19 protein-coding genes are annotated in these 20,646 nt (G+C 38.8%); 9 read left to right on the top strand and 10 right to left on the bottom strand.

Annotated features, from left to right (window positions below; genetic code table 11):
* Positions 1-76: 76 nt before the first annotated feature.
* Genes rfbB through rfbC form a run of 4 tightly spaced genes read left to right on the top strand, consistent with a single transcriptional unit; the run spans position 77 to position 3,487 of the window.
* Entirely contained in the window at positions 77-1,144 is a 1,068-nt protein-coding gene (gene rfbB / locus FTU37_RS04455) for a dTDP-glucose 4,6-dehydratase (RefSeq protein WP_096901154.1), read from the top strand.
* 2 nt (positions 1,145-1,146) lie between these two features.
* Positions 1,147-2,040 carry a dTDP-4-dehydrorhamnose reductase gene (rfbD, locus tag FTU37_RS04450; RefSeq protein ID WP_096901155.1) on the top strand — a complete coding sequence of 298 codons (894 nt, stop codon included), beginning with the start codon at positions 1,147-1,149 and terminating at the stop codon, positions 2,038-2,040.
* Positions 2,037-2,921, top strand: a complete 885-nt coding sequence (gene rfbA, locus FTU37_RS04445; protein WP_179993906.1) for a glucose-1-phosphate thymidylyltransferase RfbA — start codon at positions 2,037-2,039, stop codon at positions 2,919-2,921. The genes rfbD and rfbA overlap by 4 nt, the downstream gene beginning before the upstream one ends.
* Entirely contained in the window at positions 2,918-3,487 is a 570-nt protein-coding gene (gene rfbC / locus FTU37_RS04440) for a dTDP-4-dehydrorhamnose 3,5-epimerase (RefSeq protein WP_180009397.1), read from the top strand. The genes rfbA and rfbC overlap by 4 nt, the downstream gene beginning before the upstream one ends.
* Before the next feature lie 34 nt (positions 3,488-3,521).
* Here the strand turns inward: rfbC and FTU37_RS04435 are convergent, their stop codons facing one another.
* From FTU37_RS04435 to FTU37_RS04405, 7 genes are all read right to left on the bottom strand, one after another.
* On the bottom strand, positions 3,522-5,261 hold the full coding sequence (locus FTU37_RS04435; RefSeq protein WP_180009395.1) for a glycosyltransferase family 25 protein: 1,740 nt from the start codon (positions 5,259-5,261) through the stop codon (positions 3,522-3,524).
* A gap of 116 nt (positions 5,262-5,377) precedes the next feature.
* Positions 5,378-6,397 carry a glycosyltransferase gene (locus tag FTU37_RS04430; RefSeq protein WP_180009393.1) on the bottom strand — a complete coding sequence of 340 codons (1,020 nt, stop codon included), beginning with the start codon at positions 6,395-6,397 and terminating at the stop codon, positions 5,378-5,380.
* 22 nt (positions 6,398-6,419) lie between these two features.
* The gene (locus tag FTU37_RS04425; protein ID WP_180009391.1) at positions 6,420-7,373 is read right to left on the bottom strand and encodes a glycosyltransferase; all 954 of its coding nucleotides are present in this window, start codon (positions 7,371-7,373) and stop codon (positions 6,420-6,422) included.
* Between the two features lie 204 nt (positions 7,374-7,577).
* Entirely contained in the window at positions 7,578-8,456 is an 879-nt protein-coding gene (locus FTU37_RS04420) for a lysophospholipid acyltransferase family protein (RefSeq protein WP_180009389.1), read from the bottom strand.
* A gap of 185 nt (positions 8,457-8,641) precedes the next feature.
* Complete coding sequence (locus tag FTU37_RS04415) at positions 8,642-8,863, bottom strand: hypothetical protein (protein ID WP_096901541.1); 222 nt, start codon at positions 8,861-8,863, stop codon at positions 8,642-8,644.
* A gap of 113 nt (positions 8,864-8,976) precedes the next feature.
* Entirely contained in the window at positions 8,977-10,761 is a 1,785-nt protein-coding gene (aspS, locus tag FTU37_RS04410; RefSeq protein ID WP_180009387.1) for an aspartate--tRNA ligase, read from the bottom strand.
* 160 nt (positions 10,762-10,921) lie between these two features.
* On the bottom strand, positions 10,922-11,701 hold the full coding sequence (locus FTU37_RS04405; RefSeq protein WP_180009385.1) for a DUF4184 family protein: 780 nt from the start codon (positions 11,699-11,701) through the stop codon (positions 10,922-10,924).
* Positions 11,702-11,848: 147 nt separating this feature from the next.
* On the opposite strand from FTU37_RS04405, the gene znuD reads away from it, so the two are divergent.
* The gene (znuD, locus tag FTU37_RS04400) at positions 11,849-13,933 is read left to right on the top strand and encodes a zinc piracy TonB-dependent receptor ZnuD (protein WP_180123874.1); all 2,085 of its coding nucleotides are present in this window, start codon (positions 11,849-11,851) and stop codon (positions 13,931-13,933) included.
* Between the two features lie 109 nt (positions 13,934-14,042).
* Positions 14,043-15,509: a phospholipase D family protein gene (locus FTU37_RS04395; protein ID WP_180009381.1), complete on the top strand. Its 1,467-nt coding sequence runs from the start codon at positions 14,043-14,045 to the stop codon at positions 15,507-15,509.
* Between the two features lie 87 nt (positions 15,510-15,596).
* Here FTU37_RS04395 and FTU37_RS04390 read toward each other — a convergent pair whose 3' ends face one another.
* Positions 15,597-16,055: a hypothetical protein gene (locus FTU37_RS04390; RefSeq protein WP_180009379.1), complete on the bottom strand. Its 459-nt coding sequence runs from the start codon at positions 16,053-16,055 to the stop codon at positions 15,597-15,599.
* A 183-nt stretch (positions 16,056-16,238) separates the two neighbouring features.
* On the opposite strand from FTU37_RS04390, the gene FTU37_RS04385 reads away from it, so the two are divergent.
* Entirely contained in the window at positions 16,239-16,703 is a 465-nt protein-coding gene (locus FTU37_RS04385) for an RcnB family protein (RefSeq protein WP_373684076.1), read from the top strand.
* Between the two features lie 68 nt (positions 16,704-16,771).
* Here FTU37_RS04385 and FTU37_RS04380 read toward each other — a convergent pair whose 3' ends face one another.
* Positions 16,772-17,269, bottom strand: a complete 498-nt coding sequence (locus FTU37_RS04380; protein WP_180123873.1) for a phosphate-starvation-inducible protein PsiE — start codon at positions 17,267-17,269, stop codon at positions 16,772-16,774.
* A 170-nt stretch (positions 17,270-17,439) separates the two neighbouring features.
* On the opposite strand from FTU37_RS04380, the gene FTU37_RS04375 reads away from it, so the two are divergent.
* Positions 17,440-18,072, top strand: coding sequence for an FMN-binding negative transcriptional regulator (locus FTU37_RS04375; protein WP_180123890.1), 633 nt, complete (start codon positions 17,440-17,442; stop codon positions 18,070-18,072).
* Between the two features lie 14 nt (positions 18,073-18,086).
* Positions 18,087-18,632 (top strand): GNAT family N-acetyltransferase, encoded by a 546-nt coding sequence (locus FTU37_RS04370; RefSeq protein ID WP_180123872.1) that lies wholly within the window; start codon positions 18,087-18,089, stop codon positions 18,630-18,632.
* A gap of 111 nt (positions 18,633-18,743) precedes the next feature.
* Here FTU37_RS04370 and FTU37_RS04365 read toward each other — a convergent pair whose 3' ends face one another.
* Positions 18,744-20,525 carry an acyl-CoA dehydrogenase C-terminal domain-containing protein gene (locus FTU37_RS04365; RefSeq protein WP_180123871.1) on the bottom strand — a complete coding sequence of 594 codons (1,782 nt, stop codon included), beginning with the start codon at positions 20,523-20,525 and terminating at the stop codon, positions 18,744-18,746.
* Positions 20,526-20,646: the final 121 nt, after the last annotated feature.

The following is a 20,646-nucleotide window of genomic DNA, read 5'->3' as shown; positions in this document are numbered from 1 at the left end:
TTAACTATTTATGTCGATGTTCTAAAAATTCTTCTTTGATATGATTTGTGTGCTCTAGATTTTTTTGGGGGGGAAAATGAGATTTTTAATTACAGGTGGTGCAGGCTTTATTGGATCTGCAGTGATTCGCCATATTATTCAGAATACAGAACATGAAGTCTTAAATGTTGATAAACTAACCTATGCCGGTAATCTAGAATCGTTAAGTTCCATTTCTAATTACTCTCGTTATCAATTCTCCCAAACCGATATTTGTAATCGTGCCGCACTAGATCAATTATTTACAGATTTCCAACCTGATGCAGTGATGCACTTGGCTGCAGAATCCCACGTAGACCGTTCGATTTCTGGGCCTTATGCTTTTATTGAAACCAATATCATCGGCACTTATCAAATGTTGGAAGCAAGCCGCGCTTACTGGTTAGGCTTAAATGAAAAAAAGAAGGCTACATTCCGTTTTCACCATATTTCAACAGATGAGGTCTATGGTGATTTAGAAGGAACAACGGATTTATTTACAGAAAAAACCCCTTATTCTCCTAGTTCACCTTATTCAGCAAGTAAAGCGAGTTCAGACCATCTGGTTCGTGCTTGGAATCGGACCTATGGATTACCGATTTTAGTGACCAACTGTTCCAATAACTATGGTCCTTACCATTTTCCAGAAAAACTCATTCCATTAATGATCTTAAATGCTTTGCAAGGAAAAGCACTTCCAGTCTATGGTAATGGCCAGCAAATTCGTGACTGGTTATTTGTGGAAGATCATGCCCGTGCACTTTATACTGTCGTGACTCAGGGGCAAGTAGGTGAAACCTATAACATTGGTGGTCACAATGAAAAAGCCAATATTGATGTAGTTCTAACCATTTGTTCTTTACTCGAAGAACTGGCTCCTAATAAACCACAAGGTGTTGAACGTTATCGAGACTTAATTACGTATGTAAAAGACCGCCCAGGCCATGATGTACGTTATGCGATTGATGCTTCAAAAATTGAACATGAATTGGGTTGGACACCGAAAGAATCATTTGAAACGGGATTACGTAAAACGGTTGAATGGTACTTAAACAATAATGAATGGGTTGAACACGTTCAAAGTGGTGAATATCAATCCTGGTTAAATAAGCAATACCAAGGATAAGCATGAAGATTTTATTGCTTGGAAAAAATGGTCAGGTTGGGTGGGAACTACAACGTGCTCTAGCTCCTTTGGGTGATGTTATTGCATTAGACCGGCATGGTCTAGCGGGACTGTCCGGTGATATGACCCAGCCACGGGCGATTTATAACACGATCATGACGGTAAAACCTGATGTGGTCGTGAATGCTGCTGCCTATACAGCCGTGGATTTAGCTGAAACAGAGCAGGATCAAGCCGATTTAGTGAATCATCAAACGGTAAAAGCTGCAGCTGAAGCGTGCCAACAAGTCAATGCACTGTTTGTGCATTACTCGACAGACTATGTTTTTGATGGCTTAGGTCAGACTTCATTTCTTGAAACGGATCGCATTGCACCCTTAAATGTTTATGGTCAAACCAAAGTGCAAGGTGAGCAGGCAATTATTGCAAGTGGTTGTGATTACCTAATTTTCAGAACCTCATGGGTCTATGCTGCTCGAGGAAAAAATTTCTTGAAAACTATGCTGAATTTGGCTCAGCAGCGAGAAGAACTCTCTATCATTGATGATCAAGTGGGTGCCCCTACCTCGGCTGAGTTGATTGCGGATATTACGGCACAGGCCATTCCACAAACAGCGGCTGACAGCATGAAAACAGGGGTTTATCACCTTGTAGCAAGTGGTGAAACTTCATGGTTTGGGTATGCCAATTATGTTTTTGAGCAGGCACGAGTCTTTGGATTGGAATTGGCTGTACAAAAGGTCAATCCCATTCCTACCATGGCGTATCCAACTCCAGCCACACGACCACATAATTCACGATTAAACAATCAAAAGTTACAGCAAACCTTCAGATTGAATTTGCCGCATTGGCAAGAAGGTGTAAAACGAATACTAGCGGAGCTATTAAGCAAATGAGTATAAAACGTAAGGGTATTATTTTAGCAGGCGGTTCCGGTACACGCTTACATCCGATTACCAAAGGTGTGTCCAAGCAACTTCTACCAATTTACGATAAGCCAATGATTTACTATCCGCTTTCTGTATTGATGCTGGCGGGTATTCGTGAAGTTTTAATTATTTCAACACCTGAAGACCTTCCAAACTTTGAAAAATTATTGGGCGATGGTTCCCAATTTGGTATTGAATTGAGCTATAAGGTGCAACCTTCTCCTGATGGTTTGGCACAAGCATTCCTGATCGGTGAAGAATTTATTGGTCAAGACAATGTCTGTCTAATTTTGGGTGATAATATTTACTACGGTCAGCACTTCAGTGAGCAACTTGAGGCCGCGAATGCACGTGAGCATGGAGCCACAGTCTTTGGCTATCATGTTACAGATCCTGAGCGTTTTGGTGTGGTTGAATTTGACAAAACTGGTAAGGTACTCAGTATTGAAGAAAAACCTGTACAGCCAAAATCTCCTTATGCGGTTACAGGTTTATATTTCTATGACAATCGTGTCGTTGAATTTGCCAAGCAAGTTAAACCTTCAGCTCGTGGCGAACTTGAAATTACCGACATTAATAATGCTTACTTGAAAGATGGTTCACTCAATGTCGAACTACTTGGTCGTGGCTTTGCCTGGCTGGATACAGGTACGCATGAATCTTTGCTTGAAGCAGGGCAGTTTGTTTATACCATTGAAAAACGTCAATCGTTGAAAGTGGCTTGTCTTGAAGAGATTGGTTTTAACCAAGGTTGGATTAGTAAAATTCAATTACTAGACAGTGCTAGTGCTTTAAAGAAAACAGAATACGGTCAATATCTGTATAAAATTGCGGATGAAGCACAATGAAAATTGAACAAACCAAAATTGAAGGCTTGCTGATTATACATCCACAAGTGTTTGGTGATGATCGTGGCTGGTTTATGGAAAGTTTTAATCATCAACGTTTTGCTCAAGCACTTGAAGAGTTAAATTTACCCGTACCAACATTTGTTCAGGATAATCACTCCCTGTCGCAAAAGGGAGTGCTACGCGGTTTACACTTCCAAAAAACTCCATATGCTCAGGGCAAATTGGTTCGAGTTGTGCAAGGCCGGGTATGGGATGTGGCTGTTGATATTCGGCCCGAATCTAAAACCTATCGTCAATCGGTTGGTGTGGAACTCAGTGCTGAGAATAAAACCATGTTTTGGATTCCAGAAGGATTTGCACATGGTTTTATTGCATTAGAGGACAATACCCAGTTTTTGTATAAAACCACCAATTACTATAATAAAGAAAGTGAAGGTGCGATTATCTGGAATGATCCGACACTGGCAATTGACTGGCCTTTAAATCAGGTTGATGAAGTGTTAGTGAGTGAAAAAGATCAGGTGGCCTTATCTTTTAATGGTAAATTATCTTTAAAAAACTAATATAACTAATTAAGATAAAAAATAGTTCTTAAATTTAAGAACTATTTTTTATCTTAGAATTTTTTTTAATGGTTTCTTTAATTAGATTTTGGCTATTTTCTGAAATTTCACAATAGGAAAATGATCGCGAGCTCCTATTCCATAAGGTCGTATGAACATTTTCCTTATGATTAACTATAAACGGAATGGTAGTAATTACATTCAAGTTTTTATGGTTTTCTATGTATCGATCTATAGCATTTTCCCCTAATAGTTTCTTACTATAATCCCAATTTGCAATGTATTCAAAGATTGGTTGGTTGTATATATTAAAAACCATTCCAGTCATTTTATTCGTTTTTATTAATTGATATTTCCCTAAAAACTCTAACGTTGTTATATTAGATTCGGGATGTAAATCAGTAATATAACCAGAAAATATATCCCAGTTATTAGTAGTGCAACAGAGATAATCACAGATTTTATTAAGAGTTTCTTTGAAATCGTTGGGGAATTTTACATCGTCTTCACAAATTATAACTTTTTTAAAATTATAATCTATAGCATATTGGAATATATATTTGTAGCTTAGTCCACAACCAATCCAAGGTGTAAGGTGTCGAACTCCAGGGAATTTCCAAATTTTATTATATTTTAATAATTCATTAGAAAATTCATGCTGTCTTTCGATAGCTTCGGGTAATCCTAAGCACCAAAATTGATCTGTTGGTTTCCATATTTTATGAGTTTTTTTATAAAAATCATCAAAGCTAATTAAGTCCAAAGACATTAGGATACGAAATAAATAAAAATCAAATATATGTTGCTCCTTTGTTATATGATTATATATTTTTCTCTTTTGGAGACTGTATTCCTTAGGGTGGTTGATCCAAAAGTCGATTCTTTCAATCATCCCCTCAATATCCCCTATTTCAACAAAGTCAATATAAGGCATCAAATTATCATGCTGTTCAAAATCAGAGCTTTTTTCTGAAACAATAATAGCATTATTAGAGAGACATTCCTGCAGACGAGTTGTTTCTAATAAGGCATCCTCATAATAGTGAATATTAATAACAACTTTTGATTTTTTGATTTCATTCCAAATATCCTCTCCAAAAGCATTATTAATAATTTTTACTTTATATTTGTTTTTTAATGCATCTAAATAATTTTTTCTTCGCTCATTATTTGTGTCACCATAGAACAGAACATCATATTCATAAACATTGTTTTGATTATCAAAAGATGAGGTTGATACTTCAGTTTGTAATTTAAAGCATGATATTGGAGTAAAATATAATTGAGAAAGTGGTAAATGAGTGCTTAAGAATTCAATATTTCTTAATGAATAATCCATAACTAATAGAGAATTTTCTAATTTTTTGATGTGTTTTTTAGAAAACCAACGATTAGAAATAGACTGTTCAAGTTGGAAAACAATACGATTTTTCGGAAGTGTTTTGAATGATTGTGGACATATTACAAAATATAAATTTTCTGAAAATTTTTTCTTATTATTGTTGATTTCAATTTGAGAAGATATTCCAATCTTTTCTAATGAATTTGATATTAGATTGGCAATAAAAATGGTATGTGGTGTTGCTAATATAGTTATTTTTTTGTTTTTTGAGACAGCCCATTTTTTAAAAATAGCTTCTTTTTTATTTGTGTTCCATAACGTTAGAGTTGAAGCAAAACCATTGTGGATGAAGTGGCGACGAAATAACTGCCACAATTTTCCAAAACTTCCTTCTTTGTTAAATATGTATTTTAAAGTTAGGATATTATCCATAGAATTAAATTATCATTTCAAGGACTTTAGGTTTAATTATAACATATAATTTTAATTATTTAATATAGAGTTTAGATAAATATTATTGATGGGGGGATTACCATGGTAAGTTTTAGCTATTTTAGGTATTCTAATGTTGCTTTATAAGGTGCTACTATAAGGAAGGATAAGATACATTGTAGGATTAATTGTAAAAAAAAGAATGGTTTTATATAGAATGGTAGAGTTTTTAATGCTATGAAGCTGGTGGGAATAATTCTGTCATAATAGCGACGTCGTATTGCTAAAGAAGCATTCTTGCGAAGGTCTTTTGATAAACTTTTCTGATTGATGCTGTAGGCTTTATTTGCATTAGGATGTGTTTTTCGATAATGACCTAAAAAGTGAGACAGGCTTTGTCGAAATAATATAATTTGACGTCTAACTTCAAAATGATCTTTTTTCTTTTTTGCTTGAGCGATGACACTTGTGTCATGGTAACGAAAATAATTTAAACATTCGTGAGAAAAGAATATTTCTCCTTGTGATGCAATTTTTGCCCAAATTTCCCAGTCACCAATAAAGCGTAAACTAGGGTTTGCTCCACCGACAGCAAGATAGGTTTGCTTTTTAAAAACTACGGCACTCGCATTTGGAATAGTATTGCCTGTGTTTAAAAACTTTTCAAAATATTCTAAGCCACACATCTCGAAATCATTTTCAAATAGAGTCGGGTTAAGATGATCAGTAGCATCTTTCCATGAACCTGTCACTATGCCATTTTCATTCATGCGATAAGATTGACTATAGGCTAAGACTAACTTTTTATTTTTATAAAATGGAGCAACCAGCTTCTCTAAAAAGTGTGGATCAGCAACATCATCTGATTCTGCAATCCAGATTAAATCTCCTTTTGCCAGTTCAATCCCTTTATTCCATTGAAAAAAAGTTGAGCCGGAGTTTTTTTCATTGATAATACAATGCGAAACTTTTGGGTGGTTGGAATATCTTTTTAATATTTCAGCACTGTTATCTGGAGAGAGATCATCAAGTAGAATAATTTCGAAGTCGGATAAAGTTTGATTAAGAATGCTTTTAATACGTTCTTCTAAATATTTTTCATGGTTATAACAAGGAATAATGACGCTAACAAACACGGAATGGGTAACCTATCTAGATCTATTGTGAAATTTTTGAATCAAGTAACAATTCAACCAGAGTTTTTAACCTATTTTTATAGGTGTGGTGATAATGGACTTTATCTTTTGCTAATCTAGCATTAATTATGGTTTCTTTAAGTTTACTTTTCAATTCTTGGGGATTTGAAAAGTAAATAATTTCCTCATCAATTTTAAATACTAATTCTAAATCCTCAACATATTCACTGACTAATATACATCCACATGCAGGTGCTTCGAAGCATCGCATATTCATACCTTGCCTAATATTTTTTTTGTTAATCAGATTCAAAATATATTTATGTTTTCGGTAAAGATTTGCTACTTGCGTTAAAGGAATATTGTATGGATGAATAATACTATCTGCTTTTTTGAGTTTATCCCAACCTTTACCATAAATTGTAAGAGGAAGAGGAATTTGTTCAATCAGTTCCTGTCTGTTAGGTGACCACGCACCAATAAATAATAAGCGTTCAGCTTTCGACTCTTTGCCTTCAAAAAAGATATTGGGATTATAGGCTAATGGCAAATACAGGCTATTTGTAATACCTATTTTTTTTGCATCCTCCATGAAGCTGGAATCTGTAAAGCAAAATAAATCGATAATCTCTTTAGATTTAGCTAATCTTTGATCAAAGAAGTCACCAATCCAATGCGTTTTTTTACATGGATATTTTGATAAAACCTTTATTAAAGAGGGTGAGAAGTAAAATAAATCGACAATTAAAATTAAGTCTGGTTGAAATGAATATAACTTTTTCTCTAGTAATTTCGCTGTGTATACGTCTTTGTTGGGAATAATTTTTTTTAAAAAACGTTCTAGTGTATTGTTATGATTGAGAGCAAAGCCTGAAATTACATAGTCAGCGCTTTGATCATTTGAGTCCAATATATTTTCATACCATTGGAGAATGCCATTTCGTTTGCCAATCACTAAAATCTTTAATTTTGCCATTATTATTTATCCAGATTCCTATTCAACACTATATAAACTATCCTATAAAATTACCAGTGCACCTAAAATACTCTTTAAGAAATAATAGACTAATGGGGTATTAGAGTATAAAGATATCATTCGCAAGTATAGAGTACATAAATAACCACTGAGCGACTAAAAAATCAGCATGATTCTATGGTTGTGTATGGCAATATAGCATCGCTATTTATCCAGTGCCTGAGATGTATAAAGATTTTTATTCCCTTCAACATTTCTAAACCGCTTATAAGACCAGACATATTGCTCGGATGCGATATTAATCATGTCTTCTAAATTTTGATTCAAGCTATCCACTGAAGTTTGTAAATCTTTCGATAAAATCTGATCGGATAGTGGTGAGCAATACACATTAAAACCTGATGTTTCATCACGAATACAACTGAGGCCTACTATATTGCATTGGGTCTTACTGGCCAGTTTTGACACCAGCGTAGTAGATAAGGTCTTTTGCCCAAAAAATTCTGAATAAATACCTCCCGATGCTTTAGGAAGATGATCCGGTAAAATGACCGTTAATCCTCCTTGCTTCAGATGTTTAAAGATGGCACGCACGCCATTTTCATCGGTGGGGACAAGCGTGGCATTCAATCGCTGGCGCGCTTCTAGCATAAAGCGATCGACCGCTTTATGCTTATTGGGCTTGTACATGATCATCGGGGCGGCATGTAAATTCAGCCATGCATTTAAAAATTCCCAACAGCCCAAATGTGCAACCACAACTATAACGCCTTTTTTATTGGCTAAGGCTTCTGTAAGATGCTGCTCTCCGTAAATATTTTTGATCTGATTTAAGCTGTATTCAGGCGGCATACCCCAACATTTGATTGATTCTATATAGGTCATACATTGACTTTTTAAGCTTTTCTTGAGGAGAGTCTGGTAGGCTGTTTCATCTAGTTTTGGATAAGCCAGCTTTAAATTGATGCTGGTAATTCGTTTGAGTGAGGAATTGAAGGAATACAGCAGAATTGCAATGCAGGATGCCAGAAGCTGTAAAAAAAACAACGGAAATCGGGAAATGACTTTGAGGAAAAAATACATAATGTTGTAACTCTTTGAAAACTACACTGGTTATAAGAAGAAAATTTTGCAAAGAGTTTTATTACAGCAAGGATGATGCTGCCCCTATGTCTAAATCACAGATAAGGAGTTAAACATTTTCAGAACAAAATAAAACGAGATAAAACCACTGAGGAAAGTCACCACTCAGTGGTTAAAGAAGGGAATTATTCGACTTTCTCTGCGTTGCCTTTTAAAACCATATAAATCAGCCCCACAAAAATCACAAATGCGCCGCCAATAGAACTTAAGCTAAAGTACAAAATACGGTCATTGGTGTCTAAGGCAAATAGGTTATTGGCCAGAATATAACGCATGAATAACCATTGAGCGACAGCAAATACAATTAGCATAATGCCACGATTACGAACTGCAGGACGCATAGCCATAGTAACGCTCAACTTAAAATTCAAAACGAAGCGCTATTATGCCACTAGCTAGATCATATCTCAATTCATAAAAACCCTGCAAATTTGCAGGGTTCTTCTCACATTCTCAAAACTTATTCTTGAGATTCTGCTTTTGGTTTTTCACGTAAACGAATACCTAAATCACGCAATTGAGTCGCCTCAACTGGTGCAGGTGCTTGAGTCAATGGACATTCAGCTGTCTTGGTTTTCGGGAAGGCAATCACATCACGAATAGACGAAGCACCCGTCATCAACATCACCAAACGGTCTAAACCAAATGCCAAACCACCGTGCGGAGGCGCACCGTATTTCAACGCATTCAACAAGAAACTGAATTTCTCTTCGGCTTCCTCTTCTTCAATACCTAAAGCTTCAAAAATCGCTTTTTGCATTTCTAAAGTATAAATACGCAGTGAGCCGCCACCAATTTCAGTACCGTTCAACACCATGTCGTACGCGACAGATAAAGCTTCACCTGGGTTGCTCTTCACATCTTCAACGCTTGATTTTGGTAAAGTGAATGGGTGATGCACAGAGGTCCATTTACCGTCATCAGTTTCTTCGAACATTGGGAAGTCAACAACCCAAAGTGGCGCCCACTCGCAAGTTGCAAGTTTCATGTCGTGACCGACTTTAATACGTAAAGCACCCATCGCATCATTTACGATTTTCGCTTTGTCCGCACCAAAGAATACGATGTCGCCATTTTCAGCACCAACGCGTTTCAATAGATCAAGTACGATAGGCTCGATAAATTTAACGATTGGAGATTGAAGACCTTCAATACCTTTTTCAAGCTCGTTGACTTTGATGTAAGCCAAACCTTTCGCGCCATAAATGCCAACAAATTTAGTATATTCGTCGATTTGGCTACGTGGAAGCGCGCCAGCACCTGGTACGCGAAGCGCAACAATACGGCCTTTAGGGTCTTTAGCAGGACCTGCGAATACTTTGAACTCAACGTCTTGCATCATGTCTGCAACATCAACAAGTTTCAAAGGAATACGTAAGTCAGGTTTATCAGATGCATAGTCACGCATTGCATCTGCATAAGTCATACGTGGGAACTTGTCGAATTCAACGTTTAGAAGTTCTTTGAACATCTTAACCGTTAAACGTTCCATCAAATCCATAATGTCATCGTCACTCATGAACGATGTTTCAACGTCGATTTGTGTGAATTCAGGCTGACGGTCAGCACGTAAGTCTTCATCACGGAAACATTTAGCAATTTGGTAGTAACGATCGATACCGCCAACCATTAACAACTGTTTGAATAGTTGTGGAGATTGTGGAAGCGCATAGAAGCTACCGTTAGAAACACGGCTTGGTACTAAATAGTCACGTGCACCTTCAGGAGTCGCACGCGTTAAAATTGGTGTTTCAACGTCCAAGAAACCATTTTCTTCGAAGTAGTTACGAATTAGGTTAGTCAATTTAGAACGGAAACGAAGACGATCTAACATTTCTGGACGACGGATATCCAAGAAACGATATTTCAAACGTACTTCTTCAGAAATATTTGTATTGTCGTCATTCAATGGGAATGGCGGAGTTTCTGAACCAGCAAGAACTTCGATTTCTTTACCAAGAACTTCGATTTGACCGCTAGTCATATTCGCGTTTTCAGTACCTTCGTAACGACGACGTACACGGCCTGTAATTTTTAATACGAATTCTGAACGTGATTTATCAGCAGTCGCGAAAGCTTCAGGAGTATCAGGGTCAATCACTACTTGAACAAGGCCATCACGGTCGCGCATGTCAAGGAAGATTACACCACCGTGGTCACGGCGACGGTGAACCCAACCGCATAATGTAACGGTTTGGTCGATTTGGGCTTCAGTAAGTGAGCCGCAGTAATGAGTTCGCATCATAGCGTTAGAAATCCAACTATATGGGTTAAGGTCAGCGAATGCGTAAACAGCGCACCGCTTTTATTCGAATAGGGGATTATGCCTCTTTTTGGCTGTTTTGTCACAAGGACTTATTGCTAAAACTGCCAAATTTACAGCAAATTTTCGGTCAATGATGGGCTTAAGCCGATGACGTTGAAAAAATATTGGTGCTCTTGTTTAAGATCAGAAATATCAGACTACCGAAGCTAAACGTGGCTAAAAATGCACGGAAAAAATAATTAATGGCTTTGCCGACATAGGCATACAAGTCATGCACAAATGCATCTGAATAAATACTGTCAGCAAAATAAAAATAACTTGCGATGCCCGCAGCTAAAGACAGGGCCGCTAAACCATATACATAGACTTTGATGGATGTGGGGACGTTTGCAGTACTTCGATAGTGAAGATGATGACGATAAATCATCCATGCCAAAACGGGGAGTGCCAAGCCAGATAATCCAATTTGCAACACGCGATGTAGGGGATATGAATGACCAAAAAATTGAATCGGCAGACTTAACAGATCCTTAAAAGCAAAGGTACGAAAGTCAACATGGGTCAAGCCATCCCAAACAATATGCGTCGATGTTCCAACGATGAGTGCGAGGATAAGGCTGAGTATAAATCCGCAAAATTTATTGAAATTCTGTAGATTCAGCGGCTTATTTAAACCAAAAAAAGCAAATAACATCGGGCGATAGAGCACATACCACAGCACACAAAACAGCAAACCTAGGATTAAGTTTGGAAAAATTAACCCCGACCATTGATGGGATCCATTGTAGTCAGCATTAGTAAATAAACGGAATAAATCCGGCACCATGCTACCAATTGCGAGTGCTGCAATAGGCAGGCGGTTTCCGCTTAACTTGGAAATAGGCGGTGCGAGTACAGCATGGGATATGGTAAAAGGCATTGAACTAAAATAAATATATGAATAAATACAATGTAGTATCGGTGAGTGTATATGATTTGGGCAGATTAGAATGTTTTTTATTGCAAAACGAATGAAATGTTATATTATAACATTATTCAAAAATATCCTGATTTGAGTCTCTTCAACATGTCTTTTCATAAGAATTTAATAACTGTTTCGATTTTTGCAGTGATTGCACCCAACCTTTATGCCGATGACCCAGAACAACAGGTACAAAAGCTCGAAGCCATTAATGTTCAGGTCCATCCCTTAAACCAAAGTGCGGCAGATTTTGCTGTTGCCGATAATGTCATTCAACATAAAGCCCTTGCACAAGGTGGCGTCACAATTGGTGATGCGTTAGCCGGACAGCCCGGTGTATATTCAAATCAGTTTGGTGCAGGTTCAAGTCGTCCTGTGCTGCGTGGTCAAGATGGGCCACGTGTCAAAGTGTTGGAGCATGCATCTGAAACAGCAGATGTTTCAACTTTATCCCCTGACCATGCAGTGACGGTAGATCCGATTTTGGCCAAACAAATTGAAGTGATCCGTGGACCATCAACACTGTTATATGCTGCAGGAACAGTCGGCGGTTTGGTCAACGTGACGGATCAAAAGATTCCTACCTCTATTCCTGATAAAGGTTATGAAGGGCAAGTTGGGGTTCGTTATAACTCAGGCAGTGATGAAAAATTGGCGAGTGCCGGTGTTACTGCTGCGTTAGGTGAGCAATTTGCCATCCGTGTAGAAGGCTCGAAACGTAAAGCCAATGACTATATTGCACCCAATTATTTTCATGATCATGATGGCGAATTAGAAAAAGAACGCCGAGTCGGTAATACTTTTGCAGAAGGGCAAAATGTCAGTGTAGGTGCGTCATGGATTCATGATCGTGGTTTTGCTGGACTGTCTTATAGCAACCGTCAAGACCAATATGGCTTGCCGGGTCATAGTCATGAATATGAAAGCTGCCATCCACATGATGACCATTTACATTGTGATGGTCATGACAACCATGGGCATACCGATGAACATGATCATTCAGCGCATGATGAACATGATCACGATCATGATGCCGCAGGCCCATGGGTCGACTTAAAGTCAGAACGCTATGATTTCCGTACCGAACTTGCGAATCCGTTTGCGGGCTTCCAAAAACTCCGTGCACATGCAAGTTATACCGATTATCAACATGATGAAATTGAAGGTGATACAGCGGCAACGACCTTTAAAAGTAAAGGTTATGATGGCCGTTTAGAGTTGGTGCATAACCCGATTGCGGATTGGGAAGGTGTGATTGGCGCACAATACAATCAGCAAAAGCTCAATATCAGTGGTGAAGAGTCATTGATGAACCCAAATAAAACCCAAAAATGGAGTGTGTTTGGTTTAGAGCATAAACAATTTGGTGATTTTCATGTCGAGCTGGGCGCCCGTGTCGATCAGCAGAAAATTCAGATCGATTCTGCACAAAAAGATTATGATGATTATGGCATTTCTTATTCAGGTGCTGTGAATTGGGCGTTTGCACCCAATTATAAATTATCCTTGGTGGGTTCTCATCAAGAGCGTTTGCCATTGGCGCAAGAGCTGTATGCAGATGGTAAGCATTTTGCGACCAATACCTATGAACGTGGGAATGAAAATCTAGATGTTGAAAAATCTAATAATCTCGAATTAGGTTTCCATTATGAAAAAGATCAGTTGGATTATCACGTTCATGTGTACCACAACTGGTATGACAACTACATTTATGCAGCAACCAAAGATAATTTTGAAAACTTCCGCTTAGTTGATTACACCCAAGACAAAGCCAAGTTCTATGGCGCGGAAGCTCAAGTGGGTTATGCAGTAAATGACATGTATAAACTCAGTGTCTTTGGTGATTATGTTCGCGGCAAAATTGATGGTGAAAATGCGCCACGTGTGCCTGCCGGGCGCTTAGGAACCAAGGTCGATGTTGACTTTGCCGATGGTTGGTCAGGTCTTGCAGAATATTCACATGTATTCAAACAAGACAAAATTACTGCATTTGAGCGTGAAACAGATGGCTACAACATGGTGAATTTGGGTGTGGCCTATAGTGGTCAATTGAAAGATCAAAATGATTATCGAGTCTATTTCAAAGCCAATAATTTATTGGATGAAGATGTTTACTCTCATACGTCATTCCTTGCCAATATTCCACAAGTCGGTCGTAATTTTACGGTTGGTCTTGAATTTGGTTTCTAATTGAATTTGCACAGACTTCTCTAAGTAAGTCTAGGTAAAGTCACAGAAATCCTCTTGAAAAATCAATGAATAGAACCTAGTCTGAGCGCATTAGACTAGGTTTTTTCTTATGCGCATCATTCAACGAATACATCACAAGCTCAATTGGTCACGTCGTCGCTATGTGGGTGTGGTCATTGGTTTATTAGTTTTAGGTTATTTGGCCTCGGCAACCTATCACACGCTAAAGCCACTCCCAGAAGGGTTGAACTACACGGGAAAACTTCGCCATGCTGAAGTGAACTTTTTAGTGGATGAAACCTATATCGATGCGCAAGGAAAGCAGCAACAGGAACATCGCATTTTTAAAGAAATGCTGAAAATGATTGAGGAAGCACAGTCGACCATTGTGTTGGATATGTTTCTCTTTAATCCTCAAGTTGGCGACTCTCAATTAAAACATGAACCATTAACACAGGAACTGACCGATGCACTGATTTTGAAGCGTCGTCTATCTCCTCAAGTGGAAATTTTTGTGATTACTGACCCGGTCAATTCGGTATATGGCGGCATTCAACCTGAACATTATCGTCAATTACGACAAGGGGGCATTGAGTTGATGGAAACCAATTTGGTACCGCTTCGTGCTTCCAATCCTGCATGGTCAGGCTTTTGGTATATCTGCTGTCAAGATATTGGCAATAACCCACAAAAAGGTTGGTTACCGAACCCATTGGGAACCGAGAAAGTGACGATTCGTAGTTATATGGATCTTTTCAACTTTAAAGCCAATCATCGTAAAACCTTGGTGGTCGATACCGTTGACGGTTGGAAAGGTTTGGTCACCTCTATGAATCCGCATGATGGTAGCTCACGACATTCCAATGTGGCCTTAACCGTCAAAGGCATGACCGCGATTGATCTGCTAAAGACCGAGCAAGCCGTAGGCATGATGTCTAAAGCTAATATTCCATTTGTAGTGATTAAAGATGTTGAAGCCGCGAAAACTCAGCCACAGGTTCAAGTGCTGACTGAAAAAGCCATTTATGATGCCACACTCGACTTAATTGATAGTGCGAAGAAAGCTGGAACTGAAATTGATATTGCTATGTTCTACTTGTCAGAACGTAAAATTATCAAAGCACTCATTGCTGCACATGAACGTGGCGTGAAAATTCGTGTATTACTCGATCCGAATAAGGATGCTTTTGGACGAACCAAAAATGGCATTCCAAATCGACCTGTAGCATCCGAATTACATGAGGCGGGTATTGATGTACGTTGGTGTAATACCCAAGGTGAGCAGTGCCATAGCAAGATGATTTTAAAACGAACTGCTTATCAAGCCGATATGATTTTAGGTTCGGCAAATTTCACCGCGCGTAACTTGAAAAACTATAATTTAGAAACGGATTTACGCGTGATTGGTCTGAAAAATGCGCAAGTTTTTAAAGATGCATCGCAGTACTTTAATACGGCTTGGTCAAATCTGGATGGTAAACAAATGAGTGTCGATTATAGTAAATATGCGGATGAATCGACCTTGAAATATGTGTTGTATCGCTTTATGGAATGGAGCGGAATATCTACTTTTTAGAATTGTCTTAATCTCCCAAATCCCTCTTTTAAAAAGAGGGACTTTCCTCCCTTTTTTAAAGGGAGGTTAGGAGGAATTTAATCAGTTTTAATTCTTCGGTACAGGATTCGGCGGAACGATTTGATCTAAATCTTTATCTGACATTTGATCCAATTCTTTAATATCGGTTTTGATTTTCCATTTATCGGCATCATCTACTGGTTGTGGCAAACGAGCTTCTAACCAGTCACAGATGATATCTGGTGGAAAATCGGCGTGGTTACATTGAATCACCCAAGACAAGAATTGTCTTGCTTCGCCATTCATATATGGTGGCGGAGAAACCGGTAAAAATTGAGTCGGTAAGCGTTCATTTTTAGAAATATAGTTCAATACATGGCCCAATTCTTGAACAGTTTGCCATGCTAAAGGGTGATCTACATTAATTTGAAATTTAAACCACCAAGCAGTTTTACCATCGGTTCCGTACGAGTCAATCAGTTGTTCTTGAATACTTGGAACTTTAGAAAAAAATTGATGAAGTCGGTCAAAACTTAATTCAGACACAGCATTTGATCCACTACGAAATAAAATCAATCTTAGCATAATCCAATGAAAAACAGGCTAGCCTGAAGGTGCGATCAGCTTGGTCGGAAAATTAACAAATTCTTGCACTTGATGGATTTTTATCCATTTTTTCTCCTACAATGGAATTTATACTGAGCGTATAAACCGTCGAGGAGAGCTTAAGTGAAAACCACATTATTCTATGCGATTGCAGGTGTGATGCTGATCAGTGCTTCAGCCAGTACTTTTGCGGAAAACAAGTGGGCAAATTACCAAGGTGTAGATACATCAAAACCACAACACCGTCCACCGTCGATGAATCGGCCTGGCTATCCGCAGCATGCGCCGAATTATCCTCAACATTATCCTCAGTATCCAAGTCGTCCGCCGGTTTATCCGCAATATCCAAATCGACCTTATCCGCAGTATCCACAAAGTGGCATTAGTATTCAATACAATGCGCCGACCACGATTACTCAAAATTCGCAGAGCTATAGTTGGGTCAATGGCGATCCTGCCAGCGCTAGTATTTCGAGTTCGACCTATACCTTTATTAGTGATTGGCAGCGTTTAGGTTTACCTGCACCCCCAAGTGGCATGTACTGGATCTTTGAAAATGGCCGCTATGTGCTGGTGCCTAATCGATAAGGTTTATAACCTCTCCCTTGCGTAGCAGTGCTACTCATCTCCTAAAAGGAGAGGGAACGATTTAGTGTTTAAGCCAATTCATCATCTTGTGGGCGAGGGGTTTTTCCTTCAGGCAGTGGCTTTTCGGAATGCTTGTCTCGAATAACCGAAGGGTAAGTCCAAGAGGCATAGCGCACAATCAAAATGGCCACAGCAAGAATGAGGATCGAACCTGTAGTAATGACCAAGCCCATATCTGCTTTATGGTCATGTTGAATGTCCGAAATCAGTAAACGGGTCAGGGCAGTAATAGCAATATAAATCAGGAAGCGAACAGGCATGTGGTTGGTTTTAAAATAAATACCAACCATGGCACCGAGTTCGAGGTAAATAAACAATAATAAAATATCGTCAATCGTGGCGAATTGTTTAACTGTAATAATTTCAAAAATGGTATGGCCTGCAGACCAAATGATCATACAGCCAATCACAAATAAAGCGATGTAGTGGAAACCTTCCACTGCAAGATTGCCAAAACGGTCAAGGAGGGCTTCAACTTTTTCTACTTTGGGATCACGGTGTGTCATATATATTCCTCCTGTGTAAATTGCGTAAATATTCAATGAAGAACAAGTCATTAAATACCAAGCAAATTTCATGCACATGAAGCGCATATGACAAAAATATTTTTTAGGTTTAATAAAGTTTTTAATGTTAAGTTTGAGCTTAAATTTTGTCCTATAAGAATGAAGCGACGATGTATCAACCAACGCATTTTAAACATGATCAATTGGATGATTTAGTCGAACTCATTCAGCAATACCCGCTTGCAACGGTGGTTATGACAGCTGCCGATGGTACACTTGAGGTGAATCATCTGCCTTTAGAGTATGAAATGCAGCAGGGTGGGTTTGGTGTATTACGTGGGCACATTGCCAAAGCCAATCCAATGTTTGAAATATTGAATCAGTCAGCACATGTCTATGTTATTTTTCAGGCTGAAGATGCTTATATTTCGCCAAGCTGGTATGAAGGAAAACAGGAGCATCATCGCGTTGTACCGACATGGAATTACCGCGTGGTACATGTCAAAGGCAAGATACGTAAAATTGCAGATGAAAAATATTTACGAGGAATTCTGGCTCGTTTGACGCGTCAACATGAAGCTAGCCAACCCGTGCCATGGAAAATGGGCGACGCGCCTCATGATTTTATCGCGGAACAACTGGAAAAAATTATAGCGATTGAAATCGAAATAGACTCAATTTTGGGTAAGTTTAAAGTGAGTCAAAATCGCAGCGTTGTAGATGCAATGAATGTGGCAAAAGCTTTGGAAATGTCGAATGCTGAAATGGTTGAGTCGATCAAAAAATTTTATCCCATGAAATAACAGGCTAAAGAATCATGCCCAATATGATTGAAACTGAACGTTTATGCCTGAGAAAGTATCAGTTAGGAGATGAAATTTCATTATTTGATACATATTTTTCGAATATAGAAGCAACTCGTTATCTGCAGCGGTTACCACATTTAACGATTCAACAGACCAAGAGTGTTTTAGAAAAGTGGGCAGATCATTGTTGGTCGACACATAATCCTGATTTTGCATGGGTGATTAGTGATAAGAATACGCATTTAGCGATGGGCTTACTGTATTTCTTCAATCAAGAAAACCATGGAGAAATACATTTTGGGTTAGGGGTGAATTTTCATGGTTGTGGTTATATGACTGAGGCCTTAATTGGAGGAATTAAGTATTTAAAGCAGAATCATGTCACGAATGTTGTTTCATCTTTTTGTGCTGAGGAACATCTAGCATCACAAAATGTCTTAATGAAGGCCGGATTTAAACAAGATAAAGATACAACGCATTGGGCTAGATTTCCAATGCTAGACGATCAGTTCCATCCTTGTTTTACATATCGAATGAAATTAGGAGATTGTGAATAAGTAAGTATGCTTATGATTTTTTGAAAAAGTTGCACTCAGTGTTTATGTAATAAGAGCAGTAAAATAAAAAAATGCCCGATAAATCGGGCATTTTTGATTTTGTACGACTAATTAAGCTTGGTTGGTAAAGTAATCTTCAGAGAAGTTCATGATCACTTCAGAACCTGCTTTCACTTTAGCAATGCGTAAAGCCAATTCAGGTAAAATACGCTGCGTGAAGTAAAGGGTTAATGCAAGTTTGTTTTGGTAGAACTCGCCATCTTTGTCTTTTGCTGCATCTGCAATGCGGGCAAACATATAGGCAAAGCTGAGTAAGCCTACAGCATGTAGGTAATCAACGGCTGCTGAGTTCGGGAACTCAATGTTTTCACGAGCAGCTTCAAGTACATATTGAGTCACAGCTTCAACTTCAGCTGCTGCATCTAATGTTGCATCTTTGATGTAGTTCAAGCTAGCATCTAAGTTATTGGCAAAATCACGGATTTCTTGGATATATTCAGCAATGAATTCACCATTGCACTTAATGGTTTTACGACCAATTAAGTCTTGAGACTGAACACCGTTGGTTCCTTCGTAAATCTGTGCGATACGCAGGTCACGGATACATTGTTCCATACCCCATTCACGAATAAAGCCATGACCACCAAATACCATTTGCGCATCCAGTGTTGCTTGAAAAGCTGTATCTGTTAAGTACGCTTTCGCAATTGGTGTTAACAGCGCAACACGGTTATTTGCTGCTTTGACTGCTTCTGGATCCGTAGAGAACTTGGTAATGTCCAGTTGTTGACCGACATAAACCGCAAATGCACGAGATGCTTCATTGTTGGCACGTGCATTTAGCAACATACGACGTACATCACCGTGTACAAGGATGCTGTCTGCTGGTTTTGTAGGGGATTGCACGCCAGAAGCGCTGCGACCTTGTAAACGGTCAGTCGCATATTGCGCAGCATTTTGGTAGGCAAATTCAGAAGCACCTAGGCCTTGAATACCCATAGACAGACGTTCGTAGTTCATCATGACGAACATCGCTGCAAGGCCTTCATTTTCTTTACCAACCAGGTAGCCTTTCGCGCCGTCAAAGTTCATCACACATGTTGCAGACGCTTTGATCCCCATTTTATGTTCAATTGAACCAGGGCCTGCAGCATTGCGCTCACCTAGAGAACCGTCTGCATTCACCAAGAATTTAGGCACGATGAATAGTGAAATACCACGTGAGCCCGCAGGCGCATCCGGTGTTTTCGCTAAAACTAAGTGAATAATGTTTTCAGAAAGATCGTGGTCACCGCCAGTGATGAAGATTTTAGTACCTGTGATGTTATAAGTACCGTCTTCATTACGTTCAGCTTTAGTTTTGATAATGCCTAAGTCTGTACCTGCATGCGGTTCAGTTAAGCACATGGTGCCTGACCATTCACCTGTGTACATTTTTGGCAAATAAGTTTCTTTTTGCTCTTGTGATGCATAGCTGTTTAAGGCCATGCCTGCACCTACAGAAAGAAGCGGGTAGAGCATGAAGGATGGGTTGGTTGCAAACAGCATTTCGTCAGACAGAACAGTCAGCATCTTTGGCATGCCTTGACCGCCCCATTCTTCGTCTGCGCCTAGACCAATCCAACCGCCTTCTGCATATTGTTTGAATGCTTCTTTGAAACCAGCAGGAGTCGTGACATTGCCATTGCTATAGGTTGCGCCCTCTTCATCACCTGTGCGGTTTAAAGGATGAGTGACGTTTTGCGCAAATTTTGCCATTTCTTCAAGAATGGCTTCTGCAGTTGCAGCATCAACGTGAGCAAGATTTTCGTTGTTTTGCCAGAATTGTTCTGCTTTAAAAACATCATTTAAGATGAATTTCATATCTGCAAGAGGCGCATTATAAATTGGCATGTTCGTTCACCTGTTTATTGTTTGAATCTGTGGACTTGGGGCAATTTGTATCGGCACAAAGCGTGGAGAAAATTGACCAAAGTAAAATTATGGGACTATTTATAAAGAAAAAGGACTGCCA

Origin of the sequence: Acinetobacter sp. YH12097, from assembly GCF_013419225.1 — a bacterium.
GTDB classification, from domain to species: Bacteria; Pseudomonadota; Gammaproteobacteria; order Pseudomonadales; family Moraxellaceae; genus Acinetobacter; species Acinetobacter amyesii.
This window is presented reverse-complemented; position numbering and strand designations above follow the sequence as displayed.

Coding starts and splice junctions, on each gene's coding strand:
- rfbB (WP_096901154.1), top strand. CDS start 77: ATGAGATTTTTAATTACAGGTGGTGCAGGCTTTATTGGATCTGCAGTG.
- rfbD (WP_096901155.1), top strand. CDS start 1,147: ATGAAGATTTTATTGCTTGGAAAAAATGGTCAGGTTGGGTGGGAACTA.
- rfbA (WP_179993906.1), top strand. CDS start 2,037: ATGAGTATAAAACGTAAGGGTATTATTTTAGCAGGCGGTTCCGGTACA.
- rfbC (WP_180009397.1), top strand. CDS start 2,918: ATGAAAATTGAACAAACCAAAATTGAAGGCTTGCTGATTATACATCCA.
- FTU37_RS04435 (WP_180009395.1), bottom strand. CDS start 5,261: ATGGATAATATCCTAACTTTAAAATACATATTTAACAAAGAAGGAAGT.
- FTU37_RS04425 (WP_180009391.1), bottom strand. CDS start 7,373: ATGGCAAAATTAAAGATTTTAGTGATTGGCAAACGAAATGGCATTCTC.
- FTU37_RS04420 (WP_180009389.1), bottom strand. CDS start 8,456: ATGTATTTTTTCCTCAAAGTCATTTCCCGATTTCCGTTGTTTTTTTTA.
- FTU37_RS04415 (WP_096901541.1), bottom strand. CDS start 8,863: ATGGCTATGCGTCCTGCAGTTCGTAATCGTGGCATTATGCTAATTGTA.
- aspS (WP_180009387.1), bottom strand. CDS start 10,761: ATGATGCGAACTCATTACTGCGGCTCACTTACTGAAGCCCAAATCGAC.
- FTU37_RS04405 (WP_180009385.1), bottom strand. CDS start 11,701: ATGCCTTTTACCATATCCCATGCTGTACTCGCACCGCCTATTTCCAAG.
- znuD (WP_180123874.1), top strand. CDS start 11,849: ATGTCTTTTCATAAGAATTTAATAACTGTTTCGATTTTTGCAGTGATT.
- FTU37_RS04395 (WP_180009381.1), top strand. CDS start 14,043: ATGCGCATCATTCAACGAATACATCACAAGCTCAATTGGTCACGTCGT.
- FTU37_RS04380 (WP_180123873.1), bottom strand. CDS start 17,269: ATGACACACCGTGATCCCAAAGTAGAAAAAGTTGAAGCCCTCCTTGAC.
- FTU37_RS04375 (WP_180123890.1), top strand. CDS start 17,440: ATGTATCAACCAACGCATTTTAAACATGATCAATTGGATGATTTAGTC.
- FTU37_RS04370 (WP_180123872.1), top strand. CDS start 18,087: ATGCCCAATATGATTGAAACTGAACGTTTATGCCTGAGAAAGTATCAG.
- FTU37_RS04365 (WP_180123871.1), bottom strand. CDS start 20,525: ATGCCAATTTATAATGCGCCTCTTGCAGATATGAAATTCATCTTAAAT.